Source organism: Micrococcus sp. CH7 (assembly GCF_001595485.1).
In the GTDB taxonomy this organism is placed as follows: domain Bacteria; phylum Actinomycetota; class Actinomycetes; order Actinomycetales; family Micrococcaceae; genus Micrococcus; species Micrococcus luteus.
Window position 1 is genome coordinate 146,239 of sequence record NZ_LOSQ01000004.1, and the last position, 26,518, is coordinate 172,756.

Consider the following 26,518-nt stretch of genomic DNA (forward strand, 5'->3'; position numbering starts at 1 on the left):
CCGGTCCCCCACGGGACCGGGCCGGTGCGTGTCCGTCCCCGCCGCTATGCTCGACCTGCGCCCTGCCCGCGCACCGGCGCGCCCGTCGGCCCCACCCCAGGAGGAACCATGGTCGGACTCGTAGCCCTGCTCGACGACGTCGCCGCCCTCGCCCGCCTCGCCGCCGCGAGCGTGGACGACGTGGCCGCCGGAGCGGGACGCGCCGCGGCCAAGGCGGCGGGTGTGGTGGTCGACGACGCCGCGGTGACCCCGCAGTACATGGCCGGCGCAGCCGCGGCCCGCGAGCTGCCGATGATCTGGCGGATCACCAAGGGCTCCCTGCGCAACAAGCTCGTGTTCATCCTGCCCGCCCTGCTGCTGCTCGACTGGCTCGCCCCCTGGATCCTGCCGTGGCTGCTGCTGGCCGGCGGCACCTACCTGTCCTATGAGGGCGCGCACAAGGTGTGGGGCAAGCTCACCGGCCACGGGCATGCCGACGACGAGGAGCCCGCCGTCGAGCGGGGTCCGGAGGCCGAGGACACCGTGGTGCGCGGGGCCATCACCACGGACTTCATCCTGTCCCTGGAGATCATGGTCATCTCCATGAACGAGGTGGCCGACCTGGGCTTCTGGATGCAGGCGGCGGTCCTGGCGGTGGTGGCCGTCCTCATCACCGTGGGCGTGTATGGGGCCGTGGGGCTGATCGTGAAGATGGACGACGTCGGCCTGCACCTGCACCAGAACGCCTCGACCTCCGGCGGCCGCTCGTTCGGCGCCGGGCTGGTCAAGGCCATGCCGCACGTGCTGCGCGTGGTGACCGTCATCGGCACCGTGGCGATGCTCTGGGTGGGCGGCCACATCGCCCTCGTGGAGCTGGACGCACTGGGCGTGCCGTGGCCCTACGCCGTGCAGCACGGGATCGTCGAGCCCGTCACACACGCCGCCGGCGCGTTCCTCGGCTGGCTCACGGAGACTGCGACGTCGGCTGTGTGGGGCCTGCTCTGGGGCTCGGTCGCGCTCGGGGTGGTCCTGCTCGTCGGACGCCTGCGCGGGAAGAAGGCCGCGCCCGCCCACTGATGCGGCGGCTGACGGGTCTACTCCCACCCGCGCCCGACGCCGAGGCCCGCAGACGCGCCGCTACGCACGGAACGTAGCGGCGCGTCTGCGGGCCTCGGCGCTGTCTCCGTCTCCCGACGGGCCCCGTCAGTCGGCGGTGAGGAAGGTGCGCACCGCGGAGACGAAGGCCTCGGGCTGGTCGGCGTGCAGCCAGTGGCCGGCGTCACGGACGGTCACGCGCACGACGCGCGGGAACAGCTCCTTCATCCGCGGCACGTCCTCGTCCTGGACGTAGTCCGACTCGGCGCCGGCCAGCCACAGGACCGGATGGTCGAACACGCGCGCCGGGTCCTCGGGGACCACCGGGTCCGGGAACGAGCCGATCTCCCGCAGGTGCTCGAAGAGCATGGCCACGTTGGGCTGCCACGCGAAGTGGCCGGCCGCGCGCCGCAGGTTCTGCAGCAGGAAGCCGCGCACCCGCGCGTCGTGGACGTGCTCGGCCATGGCCGCGTCGGCCTCGGCCCGCGAGTCGTACGCGTCCAGGTCCATGCGCAGCATGGTGCCCAGCAGGTGCACGAACTCGTCCGTGGCCTGCGGTGAGAGCCGCGGGGAGATGTCCTCCACGATCAGCCGGTCCACGAGCTCCGGGTGCCGCAGGGCGAGCACCATCGCGACCTTGCCGCCCATCGAGTGGCCCAGCAGGTGGACCGGCCTGTCGGCGGCGAGACCGCCCCGCAGGTGGGCAGCCACCCGGTCCGCGATCTCGCGGTAGTCCACCCGGTCCGTCCAGGGCGAGGCGCCGTGGTCCGGCAGATCGATCAGCTCCACCGTGAAGTCGTCCCCCAGCTCCTTGGCCGGGCCGGTGAAGTTCCGGCCGCGGCCCATGAGGCCATGCAGGAACGCGACGCGGCGCGAGCCCTCCCCGATACGGGTGGAGGCCAGGGGTGCGTCGGACAGGGCGGAGGCGGCGGTCGTGTTCACCCGACTCAGGCTAGCGCGGGACCGGACCGGCGCCTCCCCCGACTTCCAGTCATCTTGACCCTCTGAGATGGGCGGGAACAGTGTCATACTGACCAGAACAGCCCCGCCAGTCCACTCCGGGAGGTCCCATGCCCGTCGCTGAGGCCCGCGTCAGCGTCGCCGTGTCCACGGCCGTCTTCGGCGTGCGCCCGGACCCGCACGGCGTGCCCCGCCTCTGCGTCGCCCTCGTCCCGCGGATGCGCGAGCCGTTCCTGGACCGGTGGGCGCTGCCGGGCGCGTGGCTCGGCGCGGACGAGGAGCTGGCCGACGTCGCCGCACGCGTGGCCGCCGAGTGCGTGCCCGGTCCCGTCCGTCGCCTCGAGCAGCTGGCGGCGTTCGGCGCCGTGGACCGTTCCCCCACCGGACGCGTCCTCACGGTGGCCCACTGGGCGCTCAGCCCCGTCCTGGACGACGACGGCGCCGCCCCGGCGTCCCGCCCGGACCCGGACGTGGCCGGGCTGCCCATCGGGGTCCATGTGCGCTGGCACCGGGCCGACGCGCCGCCCGCGCTGGCGTTCGACCACGCCCAGATCCTGGCGGCGGCCGTGGCGCGTCTGCGCGCGGACCTGCCGCGAGCCGGCGTCGGGCACGCGCTGCTGGGGCCCTCCTTCACCCTTGCCGAGCTGCGCGCCGTGCACGAGGCCGTCCTCGGCCGCGGCCTCGACGCCGCCAACTTCCGCCGCGCCACCCTCGCCGCCGGGGCCCTCGAGGAGACCGGCGAGGTCCGCGGCGGCACCCCGCACCGCCCGCCCAAGCTCTACCGCTACCGGCCCGCCGGGCCCGGGACCGACCCCGATCCCGCCGGGCCGGACGCCCGCCGCTGACCCACCAGCCCCGACCCAGGAGTCACCCATGACCACCCCGACCGGGACCACCGCCTCGGTGGCCCGCACCCTGACCCTGATCGACAAGGACGCCGCGCGCGGCTCCTCGTGCTCCCCCGACCTGACCCGCGGCCCCTGGGCGTTCGACGCCGGCCTGCCCGCCTACGGCCCCGGCGCATCGCAGGACGACGCCGTCCCGGCCGACGCCCCCGTGCAGGGCCGCATCCCCGAGGAGTACCAGCGGGCCTCCGACGAGGAGCTCCACGCCCGGATCAGCGCGGCGCGGCAGACGCTCGGCGAACGCGTCGTCGTGCTGGGCCACTTCTACCAGCGCGACGAGGTCGTCCAGCACGGCGACTTCGTGGGCGACTCCTTCCAGCTCGCGCGGGCCTCCCAGGGCCGGCCCGAGGCGGAGGCGATCGTGTTCTGCGGCGTGCACTTCATGGCGGAGACCGCGGACCTTCTCTCCACCCCGGACCAGGCCGTCATCCTGCCCAACCTCGCCGCCGGCTGCTCCATGGCGGACATGGCCGACCTGGACTCGGTCGAGGACGCGTGGGAGCAGCTCGAGGCGGTCTACGGCACCGAGCCGGACGACGACGGGCGCGTGCCCCTGCTGCCCGTGACCTACATGAACTCCTCCGCGGCCCTCAAGGGCTTCGTCGGCGAGCGCGGCGGCATCGTGTGCACGTCCTCCAACGCCTCGGCCGTGCTGGACTGGGCGTTCGAGCGTGCCCAACGCGTCCTGTTCTTCCCGGACCAGCACCTGGGCCGGAACACGGGCCGCGCCAGGGGGATCCCACTCGAGCAGATGCCGACGTGGAACCCCCGCCTGCCGCTGGGCGGGAACTCCGAGGACGCCCTGCGGGACGCGAAGGTCCTGCTGTGGCACGGCTTCTGCTCGGTGCACCGCCGCTTCACCGTGGCGCAGATCGAGCAGGCCCGCGCCGAGCACCCGGACGTCCAGGTGATCGTGCACCCCGAGTGCCCCCTGCCCGTGGTGGAGGCCGCGGACTCCTCCGGGTCCACCGACTTCATCGTCAAGGCGATCCAGGCGGCGCCGGCCGGCTCGACCTTCGCGATCGGCACCGAGATCAACCTCGTGCAGCGCCTGGCCGCCCAGCACCCCGAGCACACGATCTTCTGCCTCGACCCCGTGATCTGCCCGTGCTCCACCATGTACCGCATCCACCCCGGCTACCTCGCGTGGGTGCTCGAGGAGCTCGTGGCCGGCCGCGTGGTCAACCGGATCACCGTGCCCGCGTCCGTCGCCGACCCGGCCCGCACCGCGCTCGAGCGGATGCTGGCCGTCGCGCCGAAGCAGTCGGCCGCGCAGTCCGCCGGGGCCGGGACGTGACCCCGGCCGACCGCGCCCCGGCGACGCCGGCCCCGCAGCCGGACGTGGAGCGGATCGTGGCCGCCGCGCTCGCCGAGGACGCGCCCTGGGGTGATGTCTCCTCGGAGGCCTTCGTCCCGGAGCAGGCCCGGATCACCGCGCGCGTGGTGGCCCGCGAGCCCGGGGTGCTCTCCGGCACGAACGCCCTCGAGGCCGCCTTCCGGCTCGTCGACCCGGCCGTGTCCGTCACCCTGCACCTGACCGACGGCGCCGACCTGTCCCCCGGCGCCGTCGTCGCCGAGGTCGCGGGCCCCGCCCGCTCGGTGCTGCGCGCCGAGCGCGTGGCGCTGAACCTCGTCCAACGGCAGTCCGGGATCGCCACGACGACGGCCGCCCACGTGGCCGCCGCGCGCGCCGGCGGCGGGCACGCGCGGGTGGTGGACACCCGCAAGACCACCCCGGGTCTGCGCGTGCTCGAACGGCAGGCGGTGCGGGACGGAGGCGGGCACAACCACCGCTTCAGCCTCTCGGATGCCGTGATGCTCAAGGACAACCACCTGGCCGCGCTGGGGTTCGGCGGTGCCGGCGACCCGGGCGAGGCCCTCACCGCGGCCCTGCGCGCCGGGATGGCCCGCCTGCCGCACACCACCCACGTGGAGGTGGAGGTCGACCGGCTCGAGCAGATCCCGGCGGTGCTCGCCGCCGGGGTCGACACGATCATGCTGGACAACTTCTCGCCGGCCGAGCTGCGGGCCGGCGTCGAGCTCGTGGCGGGCCGCGCCGTCGTCGAGGCCTCCGGCGGGGTGAGCCTCGAGACGATCGGGGCGATCGCGGCCACGGGCGTGGACGTGATCTCGGTGGGAGCACTGACCCATACCGTCCAGTCCCTGGACCTGGGCCTGGACGCCGTGGTCGAGGAGGGCTCGCCGCGCCGATGAGCACCACCCTCGACCTGGACCACGCGGCCACCGCGCCCGTCCGGCGCAGCGCGCTGGAGGCGATGTGGCCCGCCCTCACCGGCGTCTACGGCAACCCGTCCTCGGCGCACGAGGCCGGCCGGGCGGCGGCGGCCCTGCTCGAGGACGCCCGCGCGCGGGTGGCCCGCGCGATCGGCGCCCGGGCCGGGCAGGTCGTGTTCACCTCGGGCGGCACGGAGGCCGACGCGCTCGCCGTGCTCGGCACGGTGCGCGCCCGGATCCTCGCCGGACGCCCGGCGGGCCACGTGCTGACCACGGGGATCGAGCACAGCGCGGTGCGGCAGTCCTGTGACCAGCTGGCCCGGCTGCACGGCGTCGAGGTCGAGCACCTCGCGCTGGACCGTGACGGTTTGACCTCGGCGGACGACCTCGCCGCCCGCCTGCGCCCGGACACCGCGCTGGTCAGCGTGCACCTGGCCCACAACGAGGTGGGCACGGTGCAGCCGGTGGCCGAGCTGGCCGCCGTCGCCCGGGAGGCGGGCGTGCCGCTGCACGTGGACGCGGTGCAGGCCGCGGGGCAGATCCCGGTGGACGTGCGCGCCCTCGGGGCGGATCTCGTGGCGCTGTCCGGGCACAAGGTCGGCGGGCCCAAGGGGGTCGGCGCGCTGTGGGTGCGCCCGGGTCACGCCCTGGAACCGCTCGTGCCCGGTGGCGGCCAGGAGCGGGGCCGGCGGTCCGGGACGCAGAACGTGGCCGGTGCCGCCGGGTTCGCGGCGGCCTTCGAGGAGGCCGAGGCGGAGCGCACCGCGGCCGCGGACGCGTGGTCCGGGCTGCGGGACCGGTTCGCGGCGCGCGTGCTCGACGGCGTCCGGGCGCTCGTGCCCGACGCGCGGCTGACCGGCCATCCCGCGCGGCGGCTGCCGCGTCACGCCTCGTTCGTGCTGCCCGGCGTGAACGGCGAGTCGGTGCTGGAGGAGGCGGCCCGCCGGGGCGTGCTGGCCTCGGCGGGGTCCGCGTGCTCGGCCCACGACGCCGAGCCGTCCCCGGCCCTGCTCGCGCTGGGCCTCAGCGAGGACGAGGCCCGCACGGCCCTGCGCTGCACGTTCGGCCCGGACGCCGACGCCCCGCTGCTCGACGCCGCGGCGGACGCGATCGTCGACGCCGTCCGGACGGTCACCGCCCTGCGCTGAGCGGCCCCGGGCCGGTCGACCCCGATGCCGCCGGGGGCCGGCGTCGGACGTTCACCCGGGGGTCAGCCCGAGGCCACATGTCCCTCGCCTGCGTGCCCCACCCTGGCCCCGTGAAGCAGACCACCGCACCCCTGTCCCACTCCGCCTCCCGCCGTTCGGTGCTCGCCGCGGCGTCCGCCGCCGTACTCGCCCCCGCCGCCCTCGCCGGCCCCGCCGCCGCCCGTCCGGCCCGCCACACCCCCGGTGGCCTGGTCGCGTCCCGTCTGACGCTGCCGTCCGGCGTCGCCACCGGCGACGTCACCTCGAACTCGGCCGTGCTGTGGGCGCGCTCGTCCGGCCGTTCGCGCCTGCACGCCACGCTGCGCGCGGTCGACGAGGACGGGAAGGTGCTGCGCGGCCGCTTCGCCCGCGGGCTGACCCTGCGCTCCGGCTGGGTCGACGGGGCCACCGACCACACCGCGAAGATCCTCGCGGACACGCTGCCCTCCGACACCCGCTTCGAGGTGACGTACGCGTTCGAGGACGAGGCCGGCCGCCTGGGCGAGTCGGCCGTGGCCCGCTTCACGACGGCGCCCGGCGCGCGGTTCGGCCGGAAGACCTCCGCCGCCCAGTCCTTCGTGTGGACCGCGGACACCGCGGGGCAGGGCTACGGCATCAACCCGGAGATCGGCGGCATGCGCGGCTACGCGGCGATGCACGCCACGATGCCCGACTTCTTCCTGCACTCCGGCGACACGATCTACGCGGACAACCCCATCCCGGAGACCCTCGAGGTGGCCGGCGAGCCCACCTGGCGCAACCTCGTCACGGAGGAGACGTCCAAGGTCGCCGAGACGCTGAACGAGTTCCGCGGCCGCCACCGCTACAACATGATGGACGACAACCTCCGCGCCCTGTACGCGGACGTCCCCGTCATCGCCCAGTGGGACGACCACGAGACGACCAACAACTGGTGGCCGGGTGAGGTCCTCGAAGACCCGCGCTACACCCAGGTCCGTGACGTGGACACGCTGGCCGCCCGCGCCCGCCGCGCGTGGCAGGAGTACATGCCGATCGCCGACTCCACAGCCCTGCGCCGCGGCTCGGGCTTCGAGCCCGCCCGCATCTACCGCAGGATCCCCCGCGGCGCGACCCTCGACGTGTTCGCCCTGGACATGCGCACCCACAAGGGCGAGAACACCCCGGGGCTCGAGACCCACGAGACCCCGATCCTGGGCGACGAGCAGCTGCAGTGGCTCATCCGTGGGCTGCGCGCGTCGACCGCCACGTGGAAGGTCATCGCCAACGACCTGCCTCTGGGCCTGATCGTCCCCGACGGCACGGGGCAGGAGTCCCTGTCCAACGGCGACGACGGCGCCCCGCTGGGCCGCGAGCTGGAGATCGCCCGCCTCCTGAAGGCGATCAAGGACCACGGCGTGAAGAACGTCGTGTTCCTCACCGGCGACGTCCACTACTGCGCGGCGCACCACTACTCCCCCGACCGCGCGGCGTTCACCGACTTCGAGCCGTTCTGGGAGTTCGTGGCCGGCCCCATCAACGCCGGATCGTTCGGCCCGAACACGCTGGACGGCACCTTCGGCCCGCGCCTGGACTTCGAGGCGCACGGGCCGGTCATGGGCTCGCCGCGCTCCGGCGAGCACCAGTACTTCGGCCACGTCGAGATCCCCGAGGACGGCCGCGAGTTCCGGGTGCGTCTGATCAACGCCGCCGGCCGGACGGTCTACTCGCGCACGCTGACGGCTGCCTGATCCGCCGTGCCGGCGGCGTCGGCGGGCCGTCAGTCTGTGATCAGGCCCTCCTCGCGGAGCCAGTCCCACGCGACCTGGGTGGGCTCCTCGCCGTCGACGTCCACCCGGGCGTTCAGGCGCGCGGCCGTCGCGTTGTCCAGGCGCGCGGTCACGGGCGCCAGCAGGTCGGCGATCTCGGGGTGCTGGGCCAGGACCTCCTCGCGCACGATGGGGGCCGCGTTGTACTTCGGGAAGAAGCTCAGCGGGTCCTGCAGGGTCGTCAGGTCCAGCGCGGCGATCCGCCCGTCCGTGGAGTACGCCTCCCCGAAGGTGCACGACCCGTCCGCCACCGCGGCGAACACCGCCCCGATGTCCATCTGGCGCAGCCGGGATCCGGTGGGCCGTTCGATCCCGTAGGCCTCGAGCATGGGCAGGAACCCGTCGTTGCGGGCGGCGAACTCGGCGCTCACGCAGAAGGACTGCTCCTCCGTGGGGAGGTCCTTGATGTCCGCGAGGGTCTCCAGGCCGAGCTCCTCCGCCCGGTCCTGGCGCACGGAGAAGGTGTAGGTGTTGTCGAGTTCGGCCGGCGGCAGCCACACCAGGCCCTGCTGCGCGTCCTCGTCCCGGACCGCGGCCCACTGCGCCTGGGCGTCCGGGATCGGATCGGTGTGGCCCAGGTACGTGATCCAGGCCGTCCCCGTGTAGTCCCACTCGACGTCCACGACGCCTGCGACCTGGGCCTGGCGCGCACTGAGCGAACCCGGCATGTTGGTCAGATCCTCGACGTCGGCCCCCGCGGAGCGCAGCAGGATCGCGGTGATCTTGCCGAGCACGACGCCCTCGTTGAAGTTCTTGGAGCCCACCGCCACGTGGGCGCCCTCGAGGTCGATCCCGGCGACGTCGCCGGCGGGCGTGCCCGAGGGCAGGTAGCCGCCGGCGGTGCTCAGCCCGCACCCGGACAGGACCAGGGAGGCCGCCAGGCCGAGCGCGGCGAGCGCGGCACGAGCGGGGGTCAGGCCGCGGCGGCGGGACGGGAGGGTCGCGCGCGGGGTGGTCATGCGAGCCCCCTCGGCGTGGCCAGCGTCTCGACGAGGCGGCCGATCCACTCGATCATCAGGGCGAGGGCGGCCACGAGGATCGCCCCCGAGACGAGCAGCGGGAAGCGGAACAGGACGATCCCGGTCTGGATGAGCAGGCCGAGGCCGCCGGCGTCGATGAACGTCGCGAACGCCCCGGTGCCCACCAGCAGCACCAGGGCGGTCCGCAGACCCGCCATGATCACGGGCAGGGCCAAGGGCAGCTCCACCCGGAGCAGGGTCTGCAGCGGCGACATGCCCATGCCGCGGGCCGCCTCGACGACGGTGGGGTCGACACCCCGCAGCCCGGCCAGCGTGTTGGCCAGCACGGGCAGGAACGCGTAGAGGGACAGGGCCAGGACGGCGACCCGGAAGCCGAACCCCCACGCCATGGCGAGCAGGACGATCACACCGATCACGGGAGCGGCCTGGCCGGCGTTGGCCAGCCCCATGGCGACGGGGGTGAACCGCCGGGCGGCGGGGCGGCTCAGCAGCACGCCGAGCGGGACGGCCGTCGCCACGACCAGAACGGTGGACACGCCGACGAGGGCCAGGTGCTCGGCGGTGAGGCGCAGGACGGTGGGCCAGGTCAGCAGCCGGGCCTCGACGTCGTCGAGGGCGGCTCCGCGCACCCAGACGGTCCACCCGATCAGCAGGGCGGCCACCAGCAGCGGCAGGCCGATCAGGAGCAGGCGGTCCTCGGCGGAGGCCGCACGCAGCCGGGCGATCACGGCCGAGCCTGCTCGTCGCCGGCGCGGGCGTGCGCGCGCAGTGTCGGATAGTCGAGCAGACCGATGACCGTGCCATCACGGACCACGGCGATCTCCTCCGCCGGGGCCGTGACCAGCACGGCGAGGGCCTCGCTGATCGGGGTGGCCGCGTCGAGCACGGGCCCGCCCGGCAGCGTGCCCGTCGGGTGCTGTGCGATCGGGCGCAGCGGCAGCGAGTCGACCGACCGCAGCCCCAGCCGCTTGAGCCCCGCCCCCGACCCCACGAAGTCGGCCACGAACTCGGTGGCCGGCCGCGCCAGGACCTCTTCGGGGGTGGCGTACTGGGCCACGTGCGCGCCGGGTTCGAGCACCAGGATCCGGTCGCCCAGGAGCACGGCCTCATCCACGTCGTGGGTGACCATCACGATGGTCTTGCCCACCCTGGCCTGGATGTCGAGCATCTCCTGCTGCAGGCGCTGGCGGGTGAGGGGGTCCACGGCGCCGAAGGGCTCGTCCATGAGCAGCACGGGAGGATCCGCCGCGAGGCCCCGGGCCACGCCGACGCGCTGCTGCTGTCCGCCGGACAGCTCGCGCGGGAAACGGTCTCGATAGATCGCCGGGTCCAGGCCGACGAGGTCGAGCAGCTCGTCCACACGGTCGGCGATGCGCCGGCGGTCCCACTTGAGCAGGCGCGGCACCAGGCCGACGTTCTCGGCGACGGACAGGTGGGGCATCATGCCGCCGCCCTGCACGACGTAGCCGATCTGACGGCGCAGCCGGGTGGGGTCACGGCGTGTGATGTCCTCCCCACCGATCAGGATCCGCCCGGAGGTGGGCTCGATGAGGCGGTTGATCATCTTCAGCGAGGTGGTCTTGCCACAGCCGGACGGGCCGACGAACACCACGGTCTCCCCCGCGGGGATGATGAGGTCCAGGGCGTCCACGGCGGGACGGTCCTGCCCCGGATAGAGCTTCGTCAGGGACTCGAGACGGATCTCGGCCCCGGCGTCACGGTCGGTGCTCATGCGCGCAGTCCCTTCGAGATGGTGAGCCGGCCGAGCAGCACGAGCAGCCCGTCCAGGACGAGGGCGACGACGACGATGCCGAGGGTGCCCACGAGGGCGTAGTTCAACGCGTTGGCGCCGCCCAGGGAGACCAGCCCCGTGAAGATGTACGAGCCCAGTCCGGGCCCCAGGACGTAGGCCGCGACCGCGGCGACGCCCATGCCGAGCTGGCCCGCGACCCGGATGCCGGTGAGGATCACGGGCCAGGCCAGCGGGAGACGCACCCGGGTGAACAGCGCCACGGGCCCCATGCCCATCCCCCGGGCGGCCTCCAGCACCTCCGGGTCCACGCCGCGCAGACCCACGAGCGCGTTGCGGAGGATGGGCAGCAGGGCGTAGAAGACCACCACCACGACGGCGGGGACGGTCCCGATGCCCACCAGGGGGATCAGGACGCCGATGAGCGCGAAGGAGGGCAGGGTCAGCCCGACGGCCGTGAAGGCGTTCGCGATCGGGGTCAGGGCCTTGATCCGCGTGGCGATCACGGCCAGCGCGATGGCGAGCACGGTGGCGATGGCCAGCGCCTGCAGCACGAGCCACCCGTGCTGCCAGGCCCGGAAGAGGATGTCCGGCCAGCGTGAGGCGAGGAACTCGCTCATGCGGCCTCCACGCCGGCAGCGCGCCCCTGGGCGGCCCGGGCGTCTGCGGGGCGGGGCAGGACCGTCATCGTCGTCTCCTTCGGTCCGGGTGGGGCGGGCGTGCTCTTGCACGCTACCCGAGACGGTGGCACTCCCTGTGTTCTGCACCACGACGGGGGTCACCGGCACCGCCGCGGACGGCCCGACGACCAGGCGACGGGCAGGACGGCCTGCGCTAGCGTGTCGGCCATGTCTCGCTCCCACTCCGACGCCCTCGACGCGTCCGGCCCCGACTCCGGGGGCGCCGTCGCCGCGCCCCGCCGCCGCGTCGGCCTGCTGCCCCGCATCCTCCTCGCGATCGTGGCCGGCGTCCTCGTCGGCCTGGTCGCGCCGACCTGGCTCGTGCAGGCCTTCGCCACCTTCAACGGGCTGTTCTCGAACTTCCTGGGCTTCGTCGTCCCGGTGCTGATCCTGGCGCTCGTCGCCCCCGCCATCGGCGACATCGGCCGGGGCGCGGGGAAGCTCCTGGCCCTGACCGGTGGCATCGCCTACGGCTCCACCCTGTTCGGCGGCTTCGGCGCCCTGCTGGTCTGCCTGCTCGTCTTCCCGCTGATCCTCACCCCCGGGTCCTTCGAGGCGATGGCCAACCCCGAGGACGCGCTGCTCGGCCCGCTGTTCGAGGTGCAGATGGACCCGCCCTTCGGCGTGATGACGGCCCTGCTGCTCGCGTTCGTGCTCGGCATCGGCCTGACGACGCTGCCGCGCGGTGCCCTGCACGAGGGCTTCGACCAGCTGCGATCCATCATCGAGCGGGTCGTCATGGGCCTGATCGTGCCGCTGCTGCCCGTCTACATCTTCGGCGTGTTCCTGAACATGACCGCCGCCGGTGAGGTCTTCAAGGTCATCACCACGTTCCTCGGTGTGATCCTGCTGGTCTTCGGCCTCACCGTGGTGCTGCTGCTCGTCCAGTACGTCGTCGCGGGCGCGATCGCGGGCCGCAACCCGTTCACGGCCCTGAAGACGATGCTGCCGGCCTACGCGACGGCCCTGGGCACCTCGTCCTCGGCGGCGACCATCCCGGTGACCCTGCGCCAGACCCTGCGGCTCGGCGTGCGCCGGCCGATCGCCTCGTTCGTCGTGCCGCTGTGCGCGACGATCCACCTGGCCGGCTCCACGGTGAAGATCGTCTCGTTCTCCATCGCAGTGCTGTTCCTCTCGGGCCAGGCGATCGACATCCCGGTGTTCGTGGGCTTCATCTTCATGCTGGGCGTCACCATGGTCGCGGCGCCCGGCGTGCCCGGCGGCGCGATCGTGGCGGCCTCGGGCCTGCTGTCCTCGATGCTCGGCTTCACCGAGCCGCAGGTCGCGCTCATGGTCGCCACGTACATCGCCATCGACTCCTTCGGCACCGCCACCAACGTGACCGGCGACGCCGCCATCGCGATGATCGTCGACAAGATCGCCGGAGACCGTCTCATCGAGGACTCCGCGGACGAGGGCCTGGAGCGCCGCGACGACGAGGAGGTCGCCACCGGCGCCGACGCCGGCTGACCCGCCCCGCACACACCACGGCCCCTCCCTGTCCGCAGCTCAGGGAGGGGGCCGTCGTCGGGACGGGCGGTGTCAGCCGCGCAGGTCCCGCTCCGCCTCGGCGCGCACCGCGCGCCGCTGCCCCGGGGAGCGCACGACGACGTCGCTCATCTCCTCGAGCGTCTTGCCCTTGGTCTCGGGGACGAAGGCCGCCACGAAGGCCAGGGACAGCGCCGCCATGATCGCGTACAGGCCGTAGGCGAGGGTCAGGCCGATGTCCGCCAACCACGGGAACGTGGTGGAGACGGTGAAGTTCGCCGCCCACTGCGCGGCGGCGGCCACGGCGAGCGCGCCGGCGCGGATGCGGTTCGGGAACATCTCGCCCAGCAGCACCCAGACCAGCGGACCCCAGGTGGCGCCGAAGAACACCACGAAGGCGTTCGCGGCCACCAGCGCCACGGTGGACCACGGCTGCGGCAGGGACACGGACTCGCCGCCGCCCGTCTGCGCGAAGGAGAAGGCCAGTGCCATCAGGCCGAGGCTGACCGTCATGCCGGCGGAGCCGGCGATCAGCATGGGGCGACGGCCGACGCGGTCCACCAGGGCGATCGCGATGAGGGTGACGGCGATGTTCGTGACCGAGGTGATCACGGTGACCGTGAGGGCGTCCGACTCCCCGAAGCCCACCGAGCGCCACAGGGTGGTGGAGTAGTAGAAGATCACGTTGATGCCCACGGCCTGCTGGAAGACGGAGAGCAGGATGCCGATCCACACGATCGGCTGCAGGCCCGCCGCCGGTCCACGCAGGTCCGCCAGCGACTCGCGGCGCTCCGAGTCCAGCGAGCGCCGGATGTCCTCGATCATCAGGTTCACCCGGTCCACACCGGTGAACTCGTGCAGGACCTCGGCCGCCTCGTCCGTGCGGCCGCGGGCGACCAGGTAGCGCGGGGACTCCGGCAGCTTCAGGGCGAACAGGCCGTACAGCACCGCCGGGACGGCCTCGGCCAGGAACATCCAGCGCCAGGCGTCGACGCCGAGCCAGAACGGCTGCGCCGCTCCCCCGGCCATCGTCGCGAAGAGCGCGTCCGTGAGGAGCGCGACGAAGATGCCCAGGACGATCGCCAGCTGTTGGAGCGAGCCGAGGCGACCGCGCACATGGGCCGGGCTGACCTCCGCGATGTACGCCGGGGCGATCACGGACGCGGCGCCCACGCCCAGGCCGCCGACCATGCGCCAGACGATCAGGTCGACCACGCCGAACGCCAGGCCCGAGCCGATGGCGGAGACCAGGAACAGGATCGCGGCGATCACCATCACGGGCACGCGGCCGCGGCGGTTGGCGATCGGCCCGGCGAACCAGGCGCCGAGTGCGCAGCCGATCAGCGCCGAGGAGACGGCGAAGCCCGTGAGACCGGCGCCGAGGCCGAACTCCCCGGCGAGCGCGTCCACGGCGCCGTTGATGACGGAGGTGTCGAAGCCGAACAGGAAGCCGCCGAGCGCGGCGGCGACCGAGATGCCGACCACCTTGGCGTTGAGGCGCGACGTCGCGGCGCCGCCGGACCGGGTCGCTGTCATGGTGGGTCCTCTCTGGGTCGCGCCCGACGGCCCCGCTGCGCGCCGGTGCGTCCGCACAGTGTGTTCTCCGCTCAGCGAGCGTGCAAGTCGCACAGCCCCTCGCCCCGCGCAGAGGAGGCGGCGGGGCAGAATGAGGGCCATGTTCGTCGTCCTGGGCCCCGCCCCCGCCTCCGTCGGCAGCCCCGGCGCCTGGTGGGCCGTGGACGGGGACGACGCCTCTCCCCTGGGATCCTGCGCCGCCGGGTCCGTGGCCGGGCTCGTGGCCGGTCTGCCCGCCCGCCTGGGCGTGGACCCGAGCACGGTCCGCTGGGTGCTCGCCGACGTCGGGACGGAGTACGCCGCCTGGCTGGCGGCGGGGGTGCGGGTGGATCGGTGCTGGGACCTGGCCCTCGTCCAGCGGATGCTGCGGCACGCGGCGACGGCGCCGGGCAGCGGGGTGCGTTACACGCCCGTGGCGCAGCTCGAGGTCGCCGACCCGACGGAGCCCGAGCGCCCGGCGCGGGTGCCCGCCGGTCAGGAGTCCTTCTTCGACCTGCCGGACGAGGCCGGCCCCGCTCCGGACGTCACCGTGCTCGCGGCGGAGCTGGCCGCGCAGCGGGCGGCCGTCGAGGGCTCGGCCCACCCGCACCGGCTGCGGCTGCTCGCGGCGGCGGAGTCGCAGGGCGCACTCGTGGCCGCGGAGATCCGGGCGGCGGGTCTGCCGTGGGACCGGGGCGTGCACGAGGCGCTCCTCGCCGAGCAGCTCGGCCCCCGGCCTGCACCGGGCGAGCGTCCCGCCCGCCTGCAGACCCTGGCCGAACGCATCGCCGACGTCCTGGGCTCCCCCGGGCTGAGCCCCGACTCGCAGCCGAGCCTGCTGCGGGCGCTACAGACGGCGGGCGTGGCCGTGGAGTCCACGCGGCAGTGGGACCTGAAGCACTGGATCGACGCCGGCGGCGCGGAACGCGAGGCGCGGGCCGCGCTGCTCGCGCCGCTGCTGGAGTACAAGGCCCTGGCCCGGCTGTGGACGGCCAACGGCTGGCACTGGCTGGACCAGTGGATCGGCGACGACGGCCGGTTCCACGCCGCCTACCTGGTCGGCGGCGTGGTGACCGGGCGGTGGGCCGCCCACGGCGGCGGGGCCATGCAGGTCCCGGCCGGGGTGCGCGACGCCGTCCGCGCAGACCAGGAGTGGACGCTGACCGTGGCCGACGCCTCCCAGGTGGAGCCGCGCATCCTCGCCGCGATGGCCGCCGACGAGGCGCTGGCCCGTGCCGGGACCACGCCCGACCTGTACCGGGAGGTGGCGGAGCAGGGCCGGGCGGCCGGCACCGCGCTGGCCGACCGCGGGCGCGCGAAGATCGCCCTGCTGGGTGCGATGTACGGCTCGACGACGGGCGACTCCGCGGCGCTCATGCCGCACCTGCGCCGGCTCTACCCCCGAGCGATCGGCCTGCTCGAGCGGGCGGCCTCCGTCGGCGAGGGCGGCGGCCAGGTGTCCACGTGGCTCGGCCGCTGGTCCCCCGCACCGGGGCGGAAGTGGCAGGAGTCCGTGTCCGACGTCGACACCCAGGCCGCCGAGTCCGCGGCCCGGCGACGGCGGCGCTCCCAGGGCCGCTTCACCCGGAACTTCGTGGTGCAGGGCACCGCGGCCGAGTGGGCGCTGTGCTGGATGGGCGAGATCCGCCGTCGACTGCGGTCTGCGGGCATGCGCACGGAACTCGTGTTCTTCGTCCACGACGAGGTCGTCCTGCACGGCCCGGCCACGGAGGCCGAGGCCGTGCGGACGGTCGTGACGGAGTCCGCGAGCGCCGCCGGCCGCCTGCTGTTCGGCCCCGCCCCCGTGGACTTCCCGCTCACCGTCTCCAGCGTGGGGTCGTACGCGGACGCGAAGTGAGGGGCGGCAGGGCGTCGACCGCGGTCATGGCCTCCGTGCGCCGCACCGAGCCGAGGACCCTGGGACCTGGCACGATGCGGGACGAGGGCCGATCCTGGAGAGCGCCCGAGACACCCCCGAGAAGGAGACCGCATGCCCGTCGCCCCGCGTCCGTCCGACGACGCCGCGTCCTCGGTCTTCACCCCGCACCAGCAGCGCATCCTCGCGGTGCTCCTCATCCCGATCTTCATGTCCCTGCTGGCCGTGTCCAGCATCAACGTGGCCCTGCCCGCCCTGCAGCGGGGCCTGGACGCCAGTGACGCGGAGCTGCAGTGGGCCATCTCCGGCTACACCCTCGTGTTCGGCATGGTGCTCGTGCCGGCGGGCCGGGCGGGTGACCTCTTCGGACGACGCCGGCTGTTCATGGTGGGCCTCGGCGTGTTCGCGCTCGGTGCGCTCCTGTCCGGCCTGGCGCCCACGGGCGTCCTGCTCGTGCTCGCGCGCCTGGTCATGGGCGTGGGCGCGGGCCTGCTCAACCCGCAGGTCACCGGCTTCATCCAAAGCGAGTTCTCCGGCGCCTCCCGCGCCCGGGCGTTCGGGGCGCTCGGCGCCGTCGTCGGGGTGTCCGTGGCGGTGGGGCCGCTGCTCAGCGGCGGGCTCATCGCGTGGCTCGGCGGCGACCTCGGCTGGCGCGCGACCTTCCTGGTGAACGTGCCGATCGCCCTCGGCGCCCTCGTCGTGGCCCGCCAGTGGCTGCCGCGCACCGCCCCCGAGCGGGCGCGGCGCCCGGACCTGGACCCGGTCGGCGTCGTCCTGCTGGCCGGCGCCCTCGTGGCCGTCATGCTCCCGTTCCTGGACCGTGAGCTCGGGCCGTGGCGGTTCGTGCTCGTGCCCGTCGGCATCGGCCTGGCCGCCCTCTGGACACGCTGGGAGGCCCGCTACGCCCGACGGGGCCGCGCCCCGATGGTGGACCTGCGCCTGTTCCAGACCCGCAGCTTCGCGTGCGGCGCCCTGCTGATCGCCATCTACTTCACCGGCTCGACCAGCATGTTCGTGGTGATCGCCATGTTCATGCAGAACGGGCTGGGCTACCCGGCGCTGCACGCCGCACTCATCGGCCTTCCCTCGGCGGTCATGTCGAGCGTGATGTCCACCGTGGCCGGTCGCGTGGTGCTGCGCACGGGCCGGAAGATCGTCGTCCTCGGCATCGCGCTGGCGCTGCTCGCCGTCGTGGGCTCCATCGGGGTGGCGTGGGCCAACCGGGAGTTCGGCCTGAGTCCATGGTGGCTGCTGCTCACCCTCGCCATCTTGGGTGCCGGGCAGGGGCTGGTGGTCTCCCCCAACCAGACCCTCAGCCTGGCCGAGGTCCCGCCGCGGCACTCCGGCACGGCCGGCGGCGTCCTGCAGACCGGCCAGCGCGTCGGCACGGCCGTCGGCACCGCCGTGATCGTGGGGGTGTTCCTGGGCGTCGCCTCCGGTGCCGACTGGGACGGGGCGTTCATGGCCGCCTTCACCCTGGTGGCGGGGTGCATGGCGCTCGCGCTCCTCGTCGCACTCGCGGACCTGCGCGGACCACGGACGGCGGCGCCCCGTGGCTGAGCCCCGCCCCGGCGACGTGCGCGTCACCCCCGGCCCCGGCGCACCCCGCGGGCTGGTCATCCCCGCGGGCGAACTCGTCGAGCGCTTCTCCCACGCCTCCGGCCCGGGCGGTCAAGGCGTGAACACGGCGGACTCGCGGGTCCAGCTCAGTCTGGACCTGGCGGCCACCTCCGCCCTCGACGACGTCCAGCGCGCCCGCGTCCTCGCACGGCTGGCGCCCCGGCTGGCCGGCACGGTGCTCACCGTCAGCGTGGCGGAGCACCGGGCCCAGCGGCGCAACCGGGTGGCCGCCCGCGAGCGGCTCGCGGCGCTGCTGCGCGAGGCCCTGGCCCCGCCGACGCCGCGGCGGGCTACCAAGCCGACGCGCGGCTCTCGGCGGCGCCGCCTGGAGGCCAAACACCGTCGCTCCGAGGTGAAGCGCACGCGCCGCCGCCCCGGTCTCGACTGAGGCCGCCCGCCCGCAGGCGGCGGCTCAGTCCCGCCCGGTCACCCCACGGCCGGCGGCCGAGCGGTGACCCCACGCGTCGCCACGCCGGGCGAGGTAGTCCTCTTCGGGCCAGCTGCTCACCCCGGACACGCGCATCCTCACCACCCGGCCGTCGTCGCCGAGGTCGAACGGGATGCGCTCCCCCGACGCGCCGAAGCCATCCTCGTCCTCGGGCAGGAACGTGGTGGCGTCCAGCGCTCGCAGCTCGTGCATCCTGTCCCGGGGGCCGGGCGTGCCGGGGTCGATCAGCACGAGGCGCTCGCCGGCGCGAACCACGTCCGTCTCGCCCCACAGGGAGACGTAGCGGCCGGTCAGCCGGTCGAGGTCGTCGGTCGTGACACCGGTGGGCAGCGCCTGCCCGTCGGCGGCGTCCTGGGCGAGCAGGTCGATGAGCTCGACGAGGCCCACCGCGAGCGCGTCCGCCGGACCGTCCACGGCGTTGGTGAGCACGCTGACGGTCAGACCGGTCACCGGGTCCACCAGGGTCCGGGTGATCTGCCCGGGGAAGCCGCCGGAGTGGCCCACGAGCCGTCGTCCGCCCACGCTGATCCCGATCAGGCCGAGCCCGTAGGTGCCCGTCCCGGCCCCCCGCGGGAAGGAGGCCTCGGCCCGGTGCATCAGGCGCAGCGCGTGCTCGTCCAGCAGCTCACGCCGATCCAGTGCGAGAGCGGAGAAGAAGCGGCTGAGCTCCTCCGCCGTGGAGACGAAGCCGGTGGCCGCGGCCAGCGCGCCGGTGGCGGTCGGTGCCACGCTCACCCGACGCCCACGGCCGTGGGCCCGGGTGTGGCCGACGACGGCCCGGCCCGCCGCGTCGTCGTCGATCTCGGGGCGGGTGTCGGTGAGGCCGAGCGGGACGAGGATGTCCTCCGTGACGTGCTCGGCGTAGCCGCGGCCCGTGACTGCCTCGATGATCGCCCCGAGCAGGCCGTACCCGATGTTCGAATACTTGAAGCGCTCCTGCGGGGCGTAGGTGGCGCCGTGGTCCCGGACGATCGCGCGCAGGGCGTCGGCGTCCGGGAAGGGGCCGTCGAGCTGCCAGTGGTCCGCGTCCACCCCGTCGCGGACGGCGCCGGAGGTGTGCGAGAGCAGCTCGCGGACGGTGACCCGGGCCAGCGGGGTGTCGGCACAGTCGGGCAGTCGTTCGGCCACGGTGTCGTCCAGGCGCAGACGACCGGTGGCGACCAGGCGCAGCACGGCGACGGCCGTGAAGGTCTTGGAATGGCTGGCCACGCGGAACAGGTGGCCGGTGGTCAGCTCCGCCCCGGTGGCCTCGTCGGCCACCCCGAACGCGGCGGAGAGCACCAGCTCGTCGCCGAGCCGCACGGCCACCTGGGCGCCGGGCACGTGCCGCGTCTCCACCTGGGTGGCCAGCCACCGGGACAGGTACGGGGCCGCCTCGCGGAGGCGGTCGAGGGACGGAGCGGGCGGCGGGGCGGGGGTGGTCTGGGTCACGAGAGGCCACTGTACGATGCCGGCCGCGCGGGCTCAGGCGCGCGCGTTCTGCGATTCCGGGTCCAGGGGCGCGTGGGCGGGGTTGGACAGGGAGAGCACGACGGCGGCCACGCGCGGGTGCTCGAGGAGGGCGTCCTCCACGCGCTGGAGCAGGACCGCGGCCTCGCTCTCCCGCTCGTCCCCGGCCAGGCCCACGGCCCCGACGACGAAGAGCTTCTCCGGGCCGACGTACTCGAGGTGCAGGTAGCTCACGGAGAGCACCTCGGGCCGCTCCAGCAGCCAGCGCAGCACCCGGGTCCGGACCACCGGGTCGGCGACCTCGCCGACGAGGAACGCCATGTTCCGCGAGAGCAGGAAGATCGCGACGACCCCGAGCAGCACGCCCACGAGGATCGAGCCGGCGGCGTCCCACCGGGGGTCCCCGGTGAGCTGGTGCAGGGCGAGGGCGGCGGCCGCGATGACCAGGCCGATCAGGGCCGAGGCGTCCTCCACCCACACGGCGCGCAGGGTGGGGTCCGAGGTCTGGCGCAGGAACGTGGCATCGCTGATGTGCCGCCGCTCCGCGTCGCGGCGGACGCGCCGGTGCGCGTTCAGGAAGGAGATGCCCTCAAGCACGAACGCGACGGCGAGCACAATGTACGCGATCGTGTACTCCGCCTCCTGCTCGGGGGCGGACCAGGCCGTGATCCCGTGCCAGACCGAGACCGCCGAGCCCACCGCGAACAGGCCGAAGGCCGCGACCATCGACCACACGTAGGCCGCGCGCCCGTAGCCCAGCGGGTGCCGCGCGTCGGGGGCTCGGCCGGCCCGACGCTCCGCCAACAGCAGGAAGACCTCATTGCCGGCGTCGGCCCAGGAGTGCGCGGCCTCCGCCACCATCGCGGCTGAGCCGGTGACCGCGCCCACGATCGACTTGACGACGGCGATCACCGCGTTCACGCCGAGGGCGATCAGGACGGTCAGCAGGCTCTCGCCGCCGGTCTCGGCGGCGGGCGAGGCGGAGTGAGCGGGCGAGGCGACGGCGGGCGGGGTGCGGGTCATCCTCCGAGTCTGCCCCTGCAGGCGCATGCCGGACCAGGCTCGCCATGTCCGGGTCCGCCGGTCCAGGAGCGCGAGACGGGGTCCACGCGGATCGGCGTCGCCGAGCCCGTGAGGTCTCCGCGTGCGCGGCCTAGCGTGGGGCCATGACGGATTCTCCCCTGCACCTCGACCGCCCCGACGCCCCCCGCATCATCGTGCTCGGCGCGACGGGCTACGCCGGATCCCTCGTCGTGGACGCCCTCGTGGCCCAGGGCGCACGGCCCGTGCTGGCGGGCCGGAACGGGGACTCGCTCCAGCACGCGGCGAGGCGGCACGACGGGCTGGAGGTCGCCGTCGCCGACGCCGGGGACCCCGCCTCGCTGAGGGCCCTGGTCACGGAGGGCGATGTGCTGGTCTCCACGGTCGGCCCCTTCGAACGCTACGGCCGACCGGTCGCCCGCGCCGCCGCGGAGCGGGGCGCGCACTACGTGGACTCCACCGGTGAGGTCGGCTTCGTGAAGGACCTCAAGGCGGACCTGGACGCCACCGCCCGACGCACGGGCGCCACCCTGCTGCCCGCCCTCGGCTTCGACTACGCGCCGGGCATGCTCGCGGGCGGGCTCGCGCTGGCGGAGGCCGGTGGACGCGCACGGTCCCTGCAGATCGGCTACTTCGCCGACGGCGAGCTGGACCCGCGCGTCGACCTCAGCCACGGGACGCGCCAGACGATGGTGGGCGCCCTCACCGAGCGGACGATCACGTGGCGCGGCGGGCGGCTGGCGACCACGGGCCCGGCCAGCCGGTCGGCCGTCTTCCGGGTCGACGGGCAGGACCGCCGCGGCGTGCTGTTCGGCGGCACGGAGTCCCTGTTCCTGCCGCGGATGCAGCCCGGCCTGGACGAGGTCGAGGTCTTCAACGGCTGGTTCCCGGCCCGGCCCACGCAGATCGGCGCCGCCGCCCTCGGCGCGGTGGGGTGGCTCCCCGGCGTCGCCCGCGGCGTGCAGGCCCTGCTGCGGCCCCTGGCCGGCGACCCGGGTGGCCCCGACGCCGCAGACCGGGCCCGCACGGGCTCCCGGGTCGGGGCGATCGCGCGCGACGCGGCCGGCCGCATCGTGGCGGACGTCCACCTGAGCGGCCCCAACGCCTACACGTTGACCGGGGACCCCATGGCCTGGGGCGCCCGGCAGCTCGCCGCAGGACAGGCCCGCGAGGCCGGCGTCGTCAGCCCGATCCAGGCGTTCGGCCTCGACGACTTCGAGACGGCCTGCACCGCGGCCGGTCTGGTGCGGGCATGATCCCGACGACTGACCCCGCCCACGGCCCTCAGCGGGGGCGACGCCGGGGGCGGCTGATCCAGGCCAGATAGGCGCTGCCGCCGGTCAGGGCGGCGCCGCCGGCGGCCACCACCGGCCCGGCGAAGCGGCCGAGCCGGTCCTTGTACGCCACGAGCACGTTCGTGCCGCCGGTGATCATCGCGGCCACCACCATGGCGGCCACCACCCGGTCGCCCGTCCGCTCGAGGCGCGTCACGAGCGGCTCGAGCTCGCTCGCGCGGACGGTGACGTCGATCCCGCCGTCGTCGATGCGTTCCATCACCTTGCGGGCGTACTCCGGCAGGTCGATGCCGAGCTCGGCCGCCGCGATCGTGGCCCGGCCGATCCGGCCCGCCACCCGCCGGGGGTCGAGGTGCTCCCCCACGAGGCGCAGGGCGAAGGGGTCGAGCACGCGGGTGTAGTCGAATCCGGGGTGCAAGCGGCGGCCGATGCCGTCCACGATGATCAGCATCCGCAGCAGCTGCACGAGCTCGGGCGGCAGGGACAGCCGGTGGCGCCGCACGAGGGCGAAGATCTCCGAGACCAGCTGCGCCACGCGGATGTCCTCGAGCTCGCGCCCCTCGAGGCGGCCGACGATCCGGGCCACCTCCAGCCGGAGCCGACGGCGGTCCACCGGCCCGCGCGGCGGGGCGATGTCCAGCAGGGCCCGCACCAGTCCGTCGGTGTCCTGCCGGGCCAGCGCCATGGCCAGGCCCGCGAACCGGCGCCGGAGGGACGGGGAGATCCTCCCGACGGAGCCGAAGTCGATGAACCCGACGGTCCCGTCCGGCTCGATGAACAGGTTGCCCGCGTGCGGGTCCGCGTGGAACACGCCGTGCTCGAACACCATGGCCAGCAGCACGTCGGCGGCCCGGTACGCCAGCTCCTCCCGGTCGATGCCGGCGGCGTCGAGTCCGGCCAGATCGTCCACGCGCAGCCCGGAGAGCTCCTGCATGGTCAGCACGCGCGAGGTGGTCAGGTCCCACTCGATCCACGGGAACCGCACGCCCGGGGTGTCCCGGAAGCCGGCGGCGATCTCCTCGCAGGCCCGCGCCTCCACCACGTAGTCGAGCTCGGCGCGCAGGGAGCGGTCGAACTCATCCACCATGGTCGGCACGTCCAGATCGGCGAAGGTCCGCGAGGCCCGCGACCACGTGGCCGCCAGCGTCCGCAGGATCTCCAGGTCCGCCTGGGCCTGCTCCACCACACCGGGCTTGCGGACCTTCACGACGACGGCGCGCCCGTCATGCAGGCGCGCACGGTGGGCCTGGCCGATGGAGGCGGTGGCCAGGGGCGCGCGGTCGAACCAGGCGAACAGTGTGTCGACGTCGGCGCCGAGGTCCTCCTCCACCGTCCGGGCGACGGCCTCGAAGGGCACCGCCGTCGTGCTGTCCGTGAGGCGGGCGAATGCCGCGCAGTAGGCCTCGGGGAACAGGTCCGGGCGCGCCGAGATCAGCTGCCCGAGCTTCACGAAGGTGACGCCGAGCTCCTCGAACGTGCGCACGAACAGCTCGGGGCGGGCCTCGGCGTCGATGCCCAGGTGCGGCTCCCCCTCCTCGAGGGGCAGCCACCGGGAGAGCCCGGCCTGCACGGCCGTGGCCATGAGGCCGTTGCGGGCCATGACGTGGGCGATCTCGCGGTAGCGCTGCAGGTGGAGGGCCATGGCGCCCACGCTACCGACCGCGCGGAGGGGTGAGCCTCGCCGCTCAGTCGGCGTACCTCAGGGCGCCCGGCCGGACCCGCGCGTCGGCCCCGATCCGCATCCCGTCCGCGAGCGCGCCCGCCGCCCGCAGCTCCCGCAGCCGCACCAGCACCCGGTCCCGCACGTCCCACGGGCTGATGGTGTTGACGTTGATCTTGGTGGCGCCCTCGAAGCCGGCGAGTGTGGAGACGCGCCACTTGAGCATCACGCGCCAGGGCATCGGGGACGCCACGCCGGGCGGGCGGGTGTGCCATTCCTCGTTGGAGGGGACCTCGGGCCCGGTGGCCGCGTGGGCGGCGTGCAGCAGGTCGGACACGGCGCGCAGCTCGGCCGCAGACTGCCGCCACGGCTGCCCCACCGGGCTCGTGGAGTAGACCTCGACCGTCGGATACCGGTGGCCGAAGCCGGCGAACATCACGGCGTGCTCGTTCGCGGCGATCATCAGGTCGTGCGCCACGGCCACGTCCAGCGCGGCGTGGTTGAACACCTGCGGGTCCTCGCGCAGCCGGTCCAGGGCGGCGGCGTTCTGCGCGCCGACCTCGTCGATGGCCACGAGCTGCTTGTGCAGGTGGTCGAAGGAGGCGCCGGCGGGCTTGAGCCAGTTCTGGAACACGGAGACGTACCGCACGGCGGGCGTGGTCGCGTAGAGGTCCCGCATCGCGTCGGCGGTCAGGGCCAGGAACGCGTGGTGCTCGTCCGGGGTGAGGGTGCCCGAGGAGGCCAGCTGGTGGTCGTCCACGGCGCCGTCGACGAAGTGCCGCCGGGCGATCACCACGTCGTGCGTGCCGCCGAAGAACCCGGCCGACGCCGCGATCAGCTCCGCCTCGGACATCGCGACAGCCTCCTCGGCGGAGCGGCCGGAGGCGCGCAGCTTCGCGGCGACGACGGCGCGCACGTGGGCGCGGCCGGCCTCGGTGGCCAGGTACTCGTCACGGCGGCGGCGCGCGTCCGGGGGGAGTTCGTAGCCGTGGTTGAGACGCCAGTAGTCGTAGCTGAGGATCTCGAAGAGGTTGGGGACCCGGCGGAAGGCCGGGATCGTCTCCTCGAGCCGCTCCGCGGCCGGATGCCGCAGGATCTGCCAGGCCGGGGCGCCGTCGTCGGCCCTCGTGGAGACGATGCGTGACTTCTCCGGCGGCGTCTCCAGCATCCGGTGCTCGCAGAAGGCGCAGTGCCGGCCGTGCTGGGCGGGGTCGAGCGGCTGCGGGGCGGGCCGGACGAGGCCGAGCGGGCGGTCGCCGCGGCCGGGCACGGTCCAGACCTCGGTGCCCGTGAAGGGGTTGCGCTGCTTGACGGTGCCGTCCGGCAGTCGGGTGAGGGGCTCGCTCACAGACGGGTGCACGAGGCCAGGATACGAGGCGGTGCCGGCCCGGGCAGGCCGACGCCCACGCGCCCGCCGGTCAGAACTCGAGCAGCACCTTGCCCTTGGCGTGGTGGGACTCGAGACGCTCGAACGCCTGCTCCCAGTCGGCCAGGGGGTAGCGGCTGTCCACGGTCACGGCCAGCTCGCCGGCGTCCACGAGCCGGACGAGCTCGGCCAGGCCCGCCCCGTCCGGATGCATGAGGAAGAACTCGTAGGTCACCCCGGCCTTCTTCGCGGCCCGGCGCACCTTCGCACTGGCCACCCGGGAGACGACGGCGGCCAGCGGCCGACGCGACGGGCGCGCGGTCTCACGAAGGCTGCCGGGGCTCGGCGGGCCCGCGATGGTCACCAGCCGGCCGCCGGGCTCGATCGAGCCGAGCAGCTCGGCCATCTGATCACCGCCGATGAGGTCGAACACCTTGTCGAAGCGCTCGCCCCCCTCTGCGACGGTGCGGGCGCGATAGTCGATCACCGCGTCGGCGCCGGCCTCGCGGACGTACGGCTCACCCGCCGCGGAGGCGGTCACGGTCACGTGCGCGCCGCGCAGGTGTGCCAGGCGCGTGGCGATCAGCCCGACGCCGCCGGCGGCCCCGGTGATCAGCAGCCGCTCCCCGGGCCGCAGGTCCAGGTGCTCCGGGCCGAGTGCCTGCTGAGCGGTCAGGCCGGCGAGCGGCAGGCCGGCCGCGTCCGTCAGGGGCATGCGGGCGGGCGCGGCGGCCACCCAGTCCGCGCGCACCGCGGCCAGCTCGGCGAACGCCCCGTGGCCGGAGGGGTCCACGCGGGTGATGACCGCGTCACCCGGGGCGAACGCGGTCACCCCGGCGCCCACGGTCTCGACGATGCCGCTGAGCTCGTTGCCGGCGACCGTGGGGAAGTCGTCGGGGGCGATGGCCTTGAAGTCGCCTTCGCGATGCATCGCGTCGACGGGGTTGAGGCCGACCGCGCGGGTGCGGATCAGCACCTCACCGGCGCCGACCGTGGGGGCGGGGACGTCGGTGAGGGCCATGGCCTCACGGCCGCCGTAGGACTGGAGGACGAGTGCTCGCATGACGCCGAGCCTAGGTGTAGGAGGGCATGACGTTGTTGACTCGGGCCGGTGCCAACGAGGCCGGAGGGGCGTCCCCGCAGGAGGTATGAGGCCGATGGTA

At 74.4% G+C, this 26,518-nt stretch carries 22 protein-coding genes; 11 read left to right on the forward strand and 11 right to left on the reverse strand.

Annotation, left to right across the window (positions count from 1 at the left end):
• Positions 1-108: 108 nt before the first annotated feature.
• Positions 109-1,056, forward strand: coding sequence for a DUF808 domain-containing protein (locus AUV08_RS01985; RefSeq protein ID WP_041105414.1), 948 nt, complete (start codon positions 109-111; stop codon positions 1,054-1,056).
• 126 nt (positions 1,057-1,182) lie between these two features.
• Here AUV08_RS01985 and AUV08_RS01990 read toward each other — a convergent pair whose 3' ends face one another.
• Positions 1,183-2,016, reverse strand: coding sequence for an alpha/beta fold hydrolase (locus AUV08_RS01990; protein WP_061867050.1), 834 nt, complete (start codon positions 2,014-2,016; stop codon positions 1,183-1,185).
• Positions 2,017-2,144: 128 nt separating this feature from the next.
• Between AUV08_RS01990 and AUV08_RS01995 the strand changes: the two genes are divergently transcribed.
• From AUV08_RS01995 to AUV08_RS02015, 5 genes are all read left to right on the forward strand, one after another.
• The gene (locus AUV08_RS01995; RefSeq protein ID WP_041104954.1) at positions 2,145-2,879 is read left to right on the forward strand and encodes an NUDIX hydrolase; all 735 of its coding nucleotides are present in this window, start codon (positions 2,145-2,147) and stop codon (positions 2,877-2,879) included.
• Positions 2,880-2,907: 28 nt separating this feature from the next.
• On the forward strand, positions 2,908-4,236 hold the full coding sequence (gene nadA / locus AUV08_RS02000; RefSeq protein WP_061867051.1) for a quinolinate synthase NadA: 1,329 nt from the start codon (positions 2,908-2,910) through the stop codon (positions 4,234-4,236).
• Positions 4,233-5,153: a carboxylating nicotinate-nucleotide diphosphorylase gene (nadC, locus tag AUV08_RS02005; protein ID WP_041104958.1), complete on the forward strand. Its 921-nt coding sequence runs from the start codon at positions 4,233-4,235 to the stop codon at positions 5,151-5,153. The genes nadA and nadC overlap by 4 nt, the downstream gene beginning before the upstream one ends.
• Complete coding sequence (locus AUV08_RS02010; protein ID WP_041104960.1) at positions 5,150-6,322, forward strand: cysteine desulfurase family protein; 1,173 nt, start codon at positions 5,150-5,152, stop codon at positions 6,320-6,322. Before nadC ends, AUV08_RS02010 begins: the two co-directional genes overlap by 4 nt.
• Before the next feature lie 110 nt (positions 6,323-6,432).
• On the forward strand, positions 6,433-8,070 hold the full coding sequence (locus AUV08_RS02015; protein WP_052520106.1) for an alkaline phosphatase: 1,638 nt from the start codon (positions 6,433-6,435) through the stop codon (positions 8,068-8,070).
• A 29-nt stretch (positions 8,071-8,099) separates the two neighbouring features.
• Here the strand turns inward: AUV08_RS02015 and AUV08_RS02020 are convergent, their stop codons facing one another.
• Genes AUV08_RS02020 through AUV08_RS02035 form a run of 4 tightly spaced genes read right to left on the reverse strand, consistent with a single transcriptional unit; the run spans position 8,100 to position 11,498 of the window.
• Positions 8,100-9,107 carry a glycine betaine ABC transporter substrate-binding protein gene (locus AUV08_RS02020; RefSeq protein ID WP_061867053.1) on the reverse strand — a complete coding sequence of 336 codons (1,008 nt, stop codon included), beginning with the start codon at positions 9,105-9,107 and terminating at the stop codon, positions 8,100-8,102.
• Positions 9,104-9,856, reverse strand: a complete 753-nt coding sequence (locus AUV08_RS02025) for an ABC transporter permease (RefSeq protein ID WP_036316433.1) — start codon at positions 9,854-9,856, stop codon at positions 9,104-9,106. The genes AUV08_RS02020 and AUV08_RS02025 overlap by 4 nt, the downstream gene beginning before the upstream one ends.
• Complete coding sequence (locus AUV08_RS02030; RefSeq protein WP_049145928.1) at positions 9,853-10,860, reverse strand: ABC transporter ATP-binding protein; 1,008 nt, start codon at positions 10,858-10,860, stop codon at positions 9,853-9,855. Before AUV08_RS02030 ends, AUV08_RS02025 begins: the two co-directional genes overlap by 4 nt.
• Positions 10,857-11,498 (reverse strand): ABC transporter permease, encoded by a 642-nt coding sequence (locus AUV08_RS02035; RefSeq protein ID WP_002855197.1) that lies wholly within the window; start codon positions 11,496-11,498, stop codon positions 10,857-10,859. The genes AUV08_RS02030 and AUV08_RS02035 overlap by 4 nt, the downstream gene beginning before the upstream one ends.
• A gap of 228 nt (positions 11,499-11,726) precedes the next feature.
• On the opposite strand from AUV08_RS02035, the gene AUV08_RS02040 reads away from it, so the two are divergent.
• On the forward strand, positions 11,727-13,028 hold the full coding sequence (locus AUV08_RS02040) for a dicarboxylate/amino acid:cation symporter (protein WP_061867054.1): 1,302 nt from the start codon (positions 11,727-11,729) through the stop codon (positions 13,026-13,028).
• Positions 13,029-13,100: 72 nt separating this feature from the next.
• Here the strand turns inward: AUV08_RS02040 and AUV08_RS02045 are convergent, their stop codons facing one another.
• Entirely contained in the window at positions 13,101-14,582 is a 1,482-nt protein-coding gene (locus AUV08_RS02045; RefSeq protein ID WP_049145920.1) for a sugar porter family MFS transporter, read from the reverse strand.
• A gap of 139 nt (positions 14,583-14,721) precedes the next feature.
• On the opposite strand from AUV08_RS02045, the gene AUV08_RS02050 reads away from it, so the two are divergent.
• The 3 genes from AUV08_RS02050 to arfB all read left to right on the forward strand — a co-directional run bounded on the left by AUV08_RS02050 (position 14,722) and on the right by arfB (position 18,484).
• Positions 14,722-16,458: a bifunctional 3'-5' exonuclease/DNA polymerase gene (locus AUV08_RS02050; RefSeq protein WP_049145917.1), complete on the forward strand. Its 1,737-nt coding sequence runs from the start codon at positions 14,722-14,724 to the stop codon at positions 16,456-16,458.
• Between the two features lie 132 nt (positions 16,459-16,590).
• On the forward strand, positions 16,591-18,036 hold the full coding sequence (locus AUV08_RS02055; protein WP_049145915.1) for an MFS transporter: 1,446 nt from the start codon (positions 16,591-16,593) through the stop codon (positions 18,034-18,036).
• Positions 18,029-18,484: an alternative ribosome rescue aminoacyl-tRNA hydrolase ArfB gene (arfB, locus tag AUV08_RS02060; protein WP_036338705.1), complete on the forward strand. Its 456-nt coding sequence runs from the start codon at positions 18,029-18,031 to the stop codon at positions 18,482-18,484. Before AUV08_RS02055 ends, arfB begins: the two co-directional genes overlap by 8 nt.
• 24 nt (positions 18,485-18,508) lie before the next feature.
• On the opposite strand, the gene AUV08_RS02065 is transcribed toward arfB, so the two are convergent.
• Both AUV08_RS02065 and AUV08_RS02070 read right to left on the reverse strand, forming a co-directional pair.
• Positions 18,509-19,975: a serine hydrolase gene (locus AUV08_RS02065; protein WP_061867055.1), complete on the reverse strand. Its 1,467-nt coding sequence runs from the start codon at positions 19,973-19,975 to the stop codon at positions 18,509-18,511.
• Positions 19,976-20,008: 33 nt separating this feature from the next.
• On the reverse strand, positions 20,009-21,016 hold the full coding sequence (locus tag AUV08_RS02070; protein WP_049145906.1) for a cation diffusion facilitator family transporter: 1,008 nt from the start codon (positions 21,014-21,016) through the stop codon (positions 20,009-20,011).
• Positions 21,017-21,159: 143 nt separating this feature from the next.
• On the opposite strand from AUV08_RS02070, the gene AUV08_RS02075 reads away from it, so the two are divergent.
• Positions 21,160-22,290 (forward strand): trans-acting enoyl reductase family protein, encoded by a 1,131-nt coding sequence (locus tag AUV08_RS02075; RefSeq protein WP_061873075.1) that lies wholly within the window; start codon positions 21,160-21,162, stop codon positions 22,288-22,290.
• Between the two features lie 28 nt (positions 22,291-22,318).
• Here the strand turns inward: AUV08_RS02075 and AUV08_RS02080 are convergent, their stop codons facing one another.
• The 3 genes from AUV08_RS02080 to AUV08_RS02090 form a co-directional block, all read right to left on the reverse strand.
• Positions 22,319-23,971: an AarF/ABC1/UbiB kinase family protein gene (locus AUV08_RS02080; RefSeq protein WP_061867056.1), complete on the reverse strand. Its 1,653-nt coding sequence runs from the start codon at positions 23,969-23,971 to the stop codon at positions 22,319-22,321.
• A gap of 43 nt (positions 23,972-24,014) precedes the next feature.
• Positions 24,015-25,337 carry a DUF4921 family protein gene (locus AUV08_RS02085; protein WP_084776540.1) on the reverse strand — a complete coding sequence of 441 codons (1,323 nt, stop codon included), beginning with the start codon at positions 25,335-25,337 and terminating at the stop codon, positions 24,015-24,017.
• 70 nt (positions 25,338-25,407) lie between these two features.
• Positions 25,408-26,418 (reverse strand): NADP-dependent oxidoreductase, encoded by a 1,011-nt coding sequence (locus AUV08_RS02090; protein ID WP_061873076.1) that lies wholly within the window; start codon positions 26,416-26,418, stop codon positions 25,408-25,410.
• Between the last annotated feature and the right edge of the window lie 100 nt (positions 26,419-26,518).

Coding starts and splice junctions, on each gene's coding strand:
- AUV08_RS02055 (WP_049145915.1), top strand. CDS start 16,591: ATGCCCGTCGCCCCGCGTCCGTCCGACGACGCCGCGTCCTCGGTCTTC.
- nadA (WP_061867051.1), top strand. CDS start 2,908: ATGACCACCCCGACCGGGACCACCGCCTCGGTGGCCCGCACCCTGACC.
- AUV08_RS02075 (WP_061873075.1), top strand. CDS start 21,160: ATGACGGATTCTCCCCTGCACCTCGACCGCCCCGACGCCCCCCGCATC.
- AUV08_RS02070 (WP_049145906.1), bottom strand. CDS start 21,016: ATGACCCGCACCCCGCCCGCCGTCGCCTCGCCCGCTCACTCCGCCTCG.
- AUV08_RS02010 (WP_041104960.1), top strand. CDS start 5,150: ATGAGCACCACCCTCGACCTGGACCACGCGGCCACCGCGCCCGTCCGG.
- AUV08_RS02035 (WP_002855197.1), bottom strand. CDS start 11,498: ATGAGCGAGTTCCTCGCCTCACGCTGGCCGGACATCCTCTTCCGGGCC.
- AUV08_RS01995 (WP_041104954.1), top strand. CDS start 2,145: ATGCCCGTCGCTGAGGCCCGCGTCAGCGTCGCCGTGTCCACGGCCGTC.
- AUV08_RS02030 (WP_049145928.1), bottom strand. CDS start 10,860: ATGAGCACCGACCGTGACGCCGGGGCCGAGATCCGTCTCGAGTCCCTG.
- AUV08_RS02020 (WP_061867053.1), bottom strand. CDS start 9,107: ATGACCACCCCGCGCGCGACCCTCCCGTCCCGCCGCCGCGGCCTGACC.
- AUV08_RS02090 (WP_061873076.1), bottom strand. CDS start 26,418: ATGCGAGCACTCGTCCTCCAGTCCTACGGCGGCCGTGAGGCCATGGCC.
- AUV08_RS01985 (WP_041105414.1), top strand. CDS start 109: ATGGTCGGACTCGTAGCCCTGCTCGACGACGTCGCCGCCCTCGCCCGC.
- AUV08_RS02050 (WP_049145917.1), top strand. CDS start 14,722: ATGTTCGTCGTCCTGGGCCCCGCCCCCGCCTCCGTCGGCAGCCCCGGC.
- AUV08_RS02080 (WP_061867056.1), bottom strand. CDS start 23,971: ATGGCCCTCCACCTGCAGCGCTACCGCGAGATCGCCCACGTCATGGCC.
- AUV08_RS02040 (WP_061867054.1), top strand. CDS start 11,727: ATGTCTCGCTCCCACTCCGACGCCCTCGACGCGTCCGGCCCCGACTCC.
- AUV08_RS02045 (WP_049145920.1), bottom strand. CDS start 14,582: ATGACAGCGACCCGGTCCGGCGGCGCCGCGACGTCGCGCCTCAACGCC.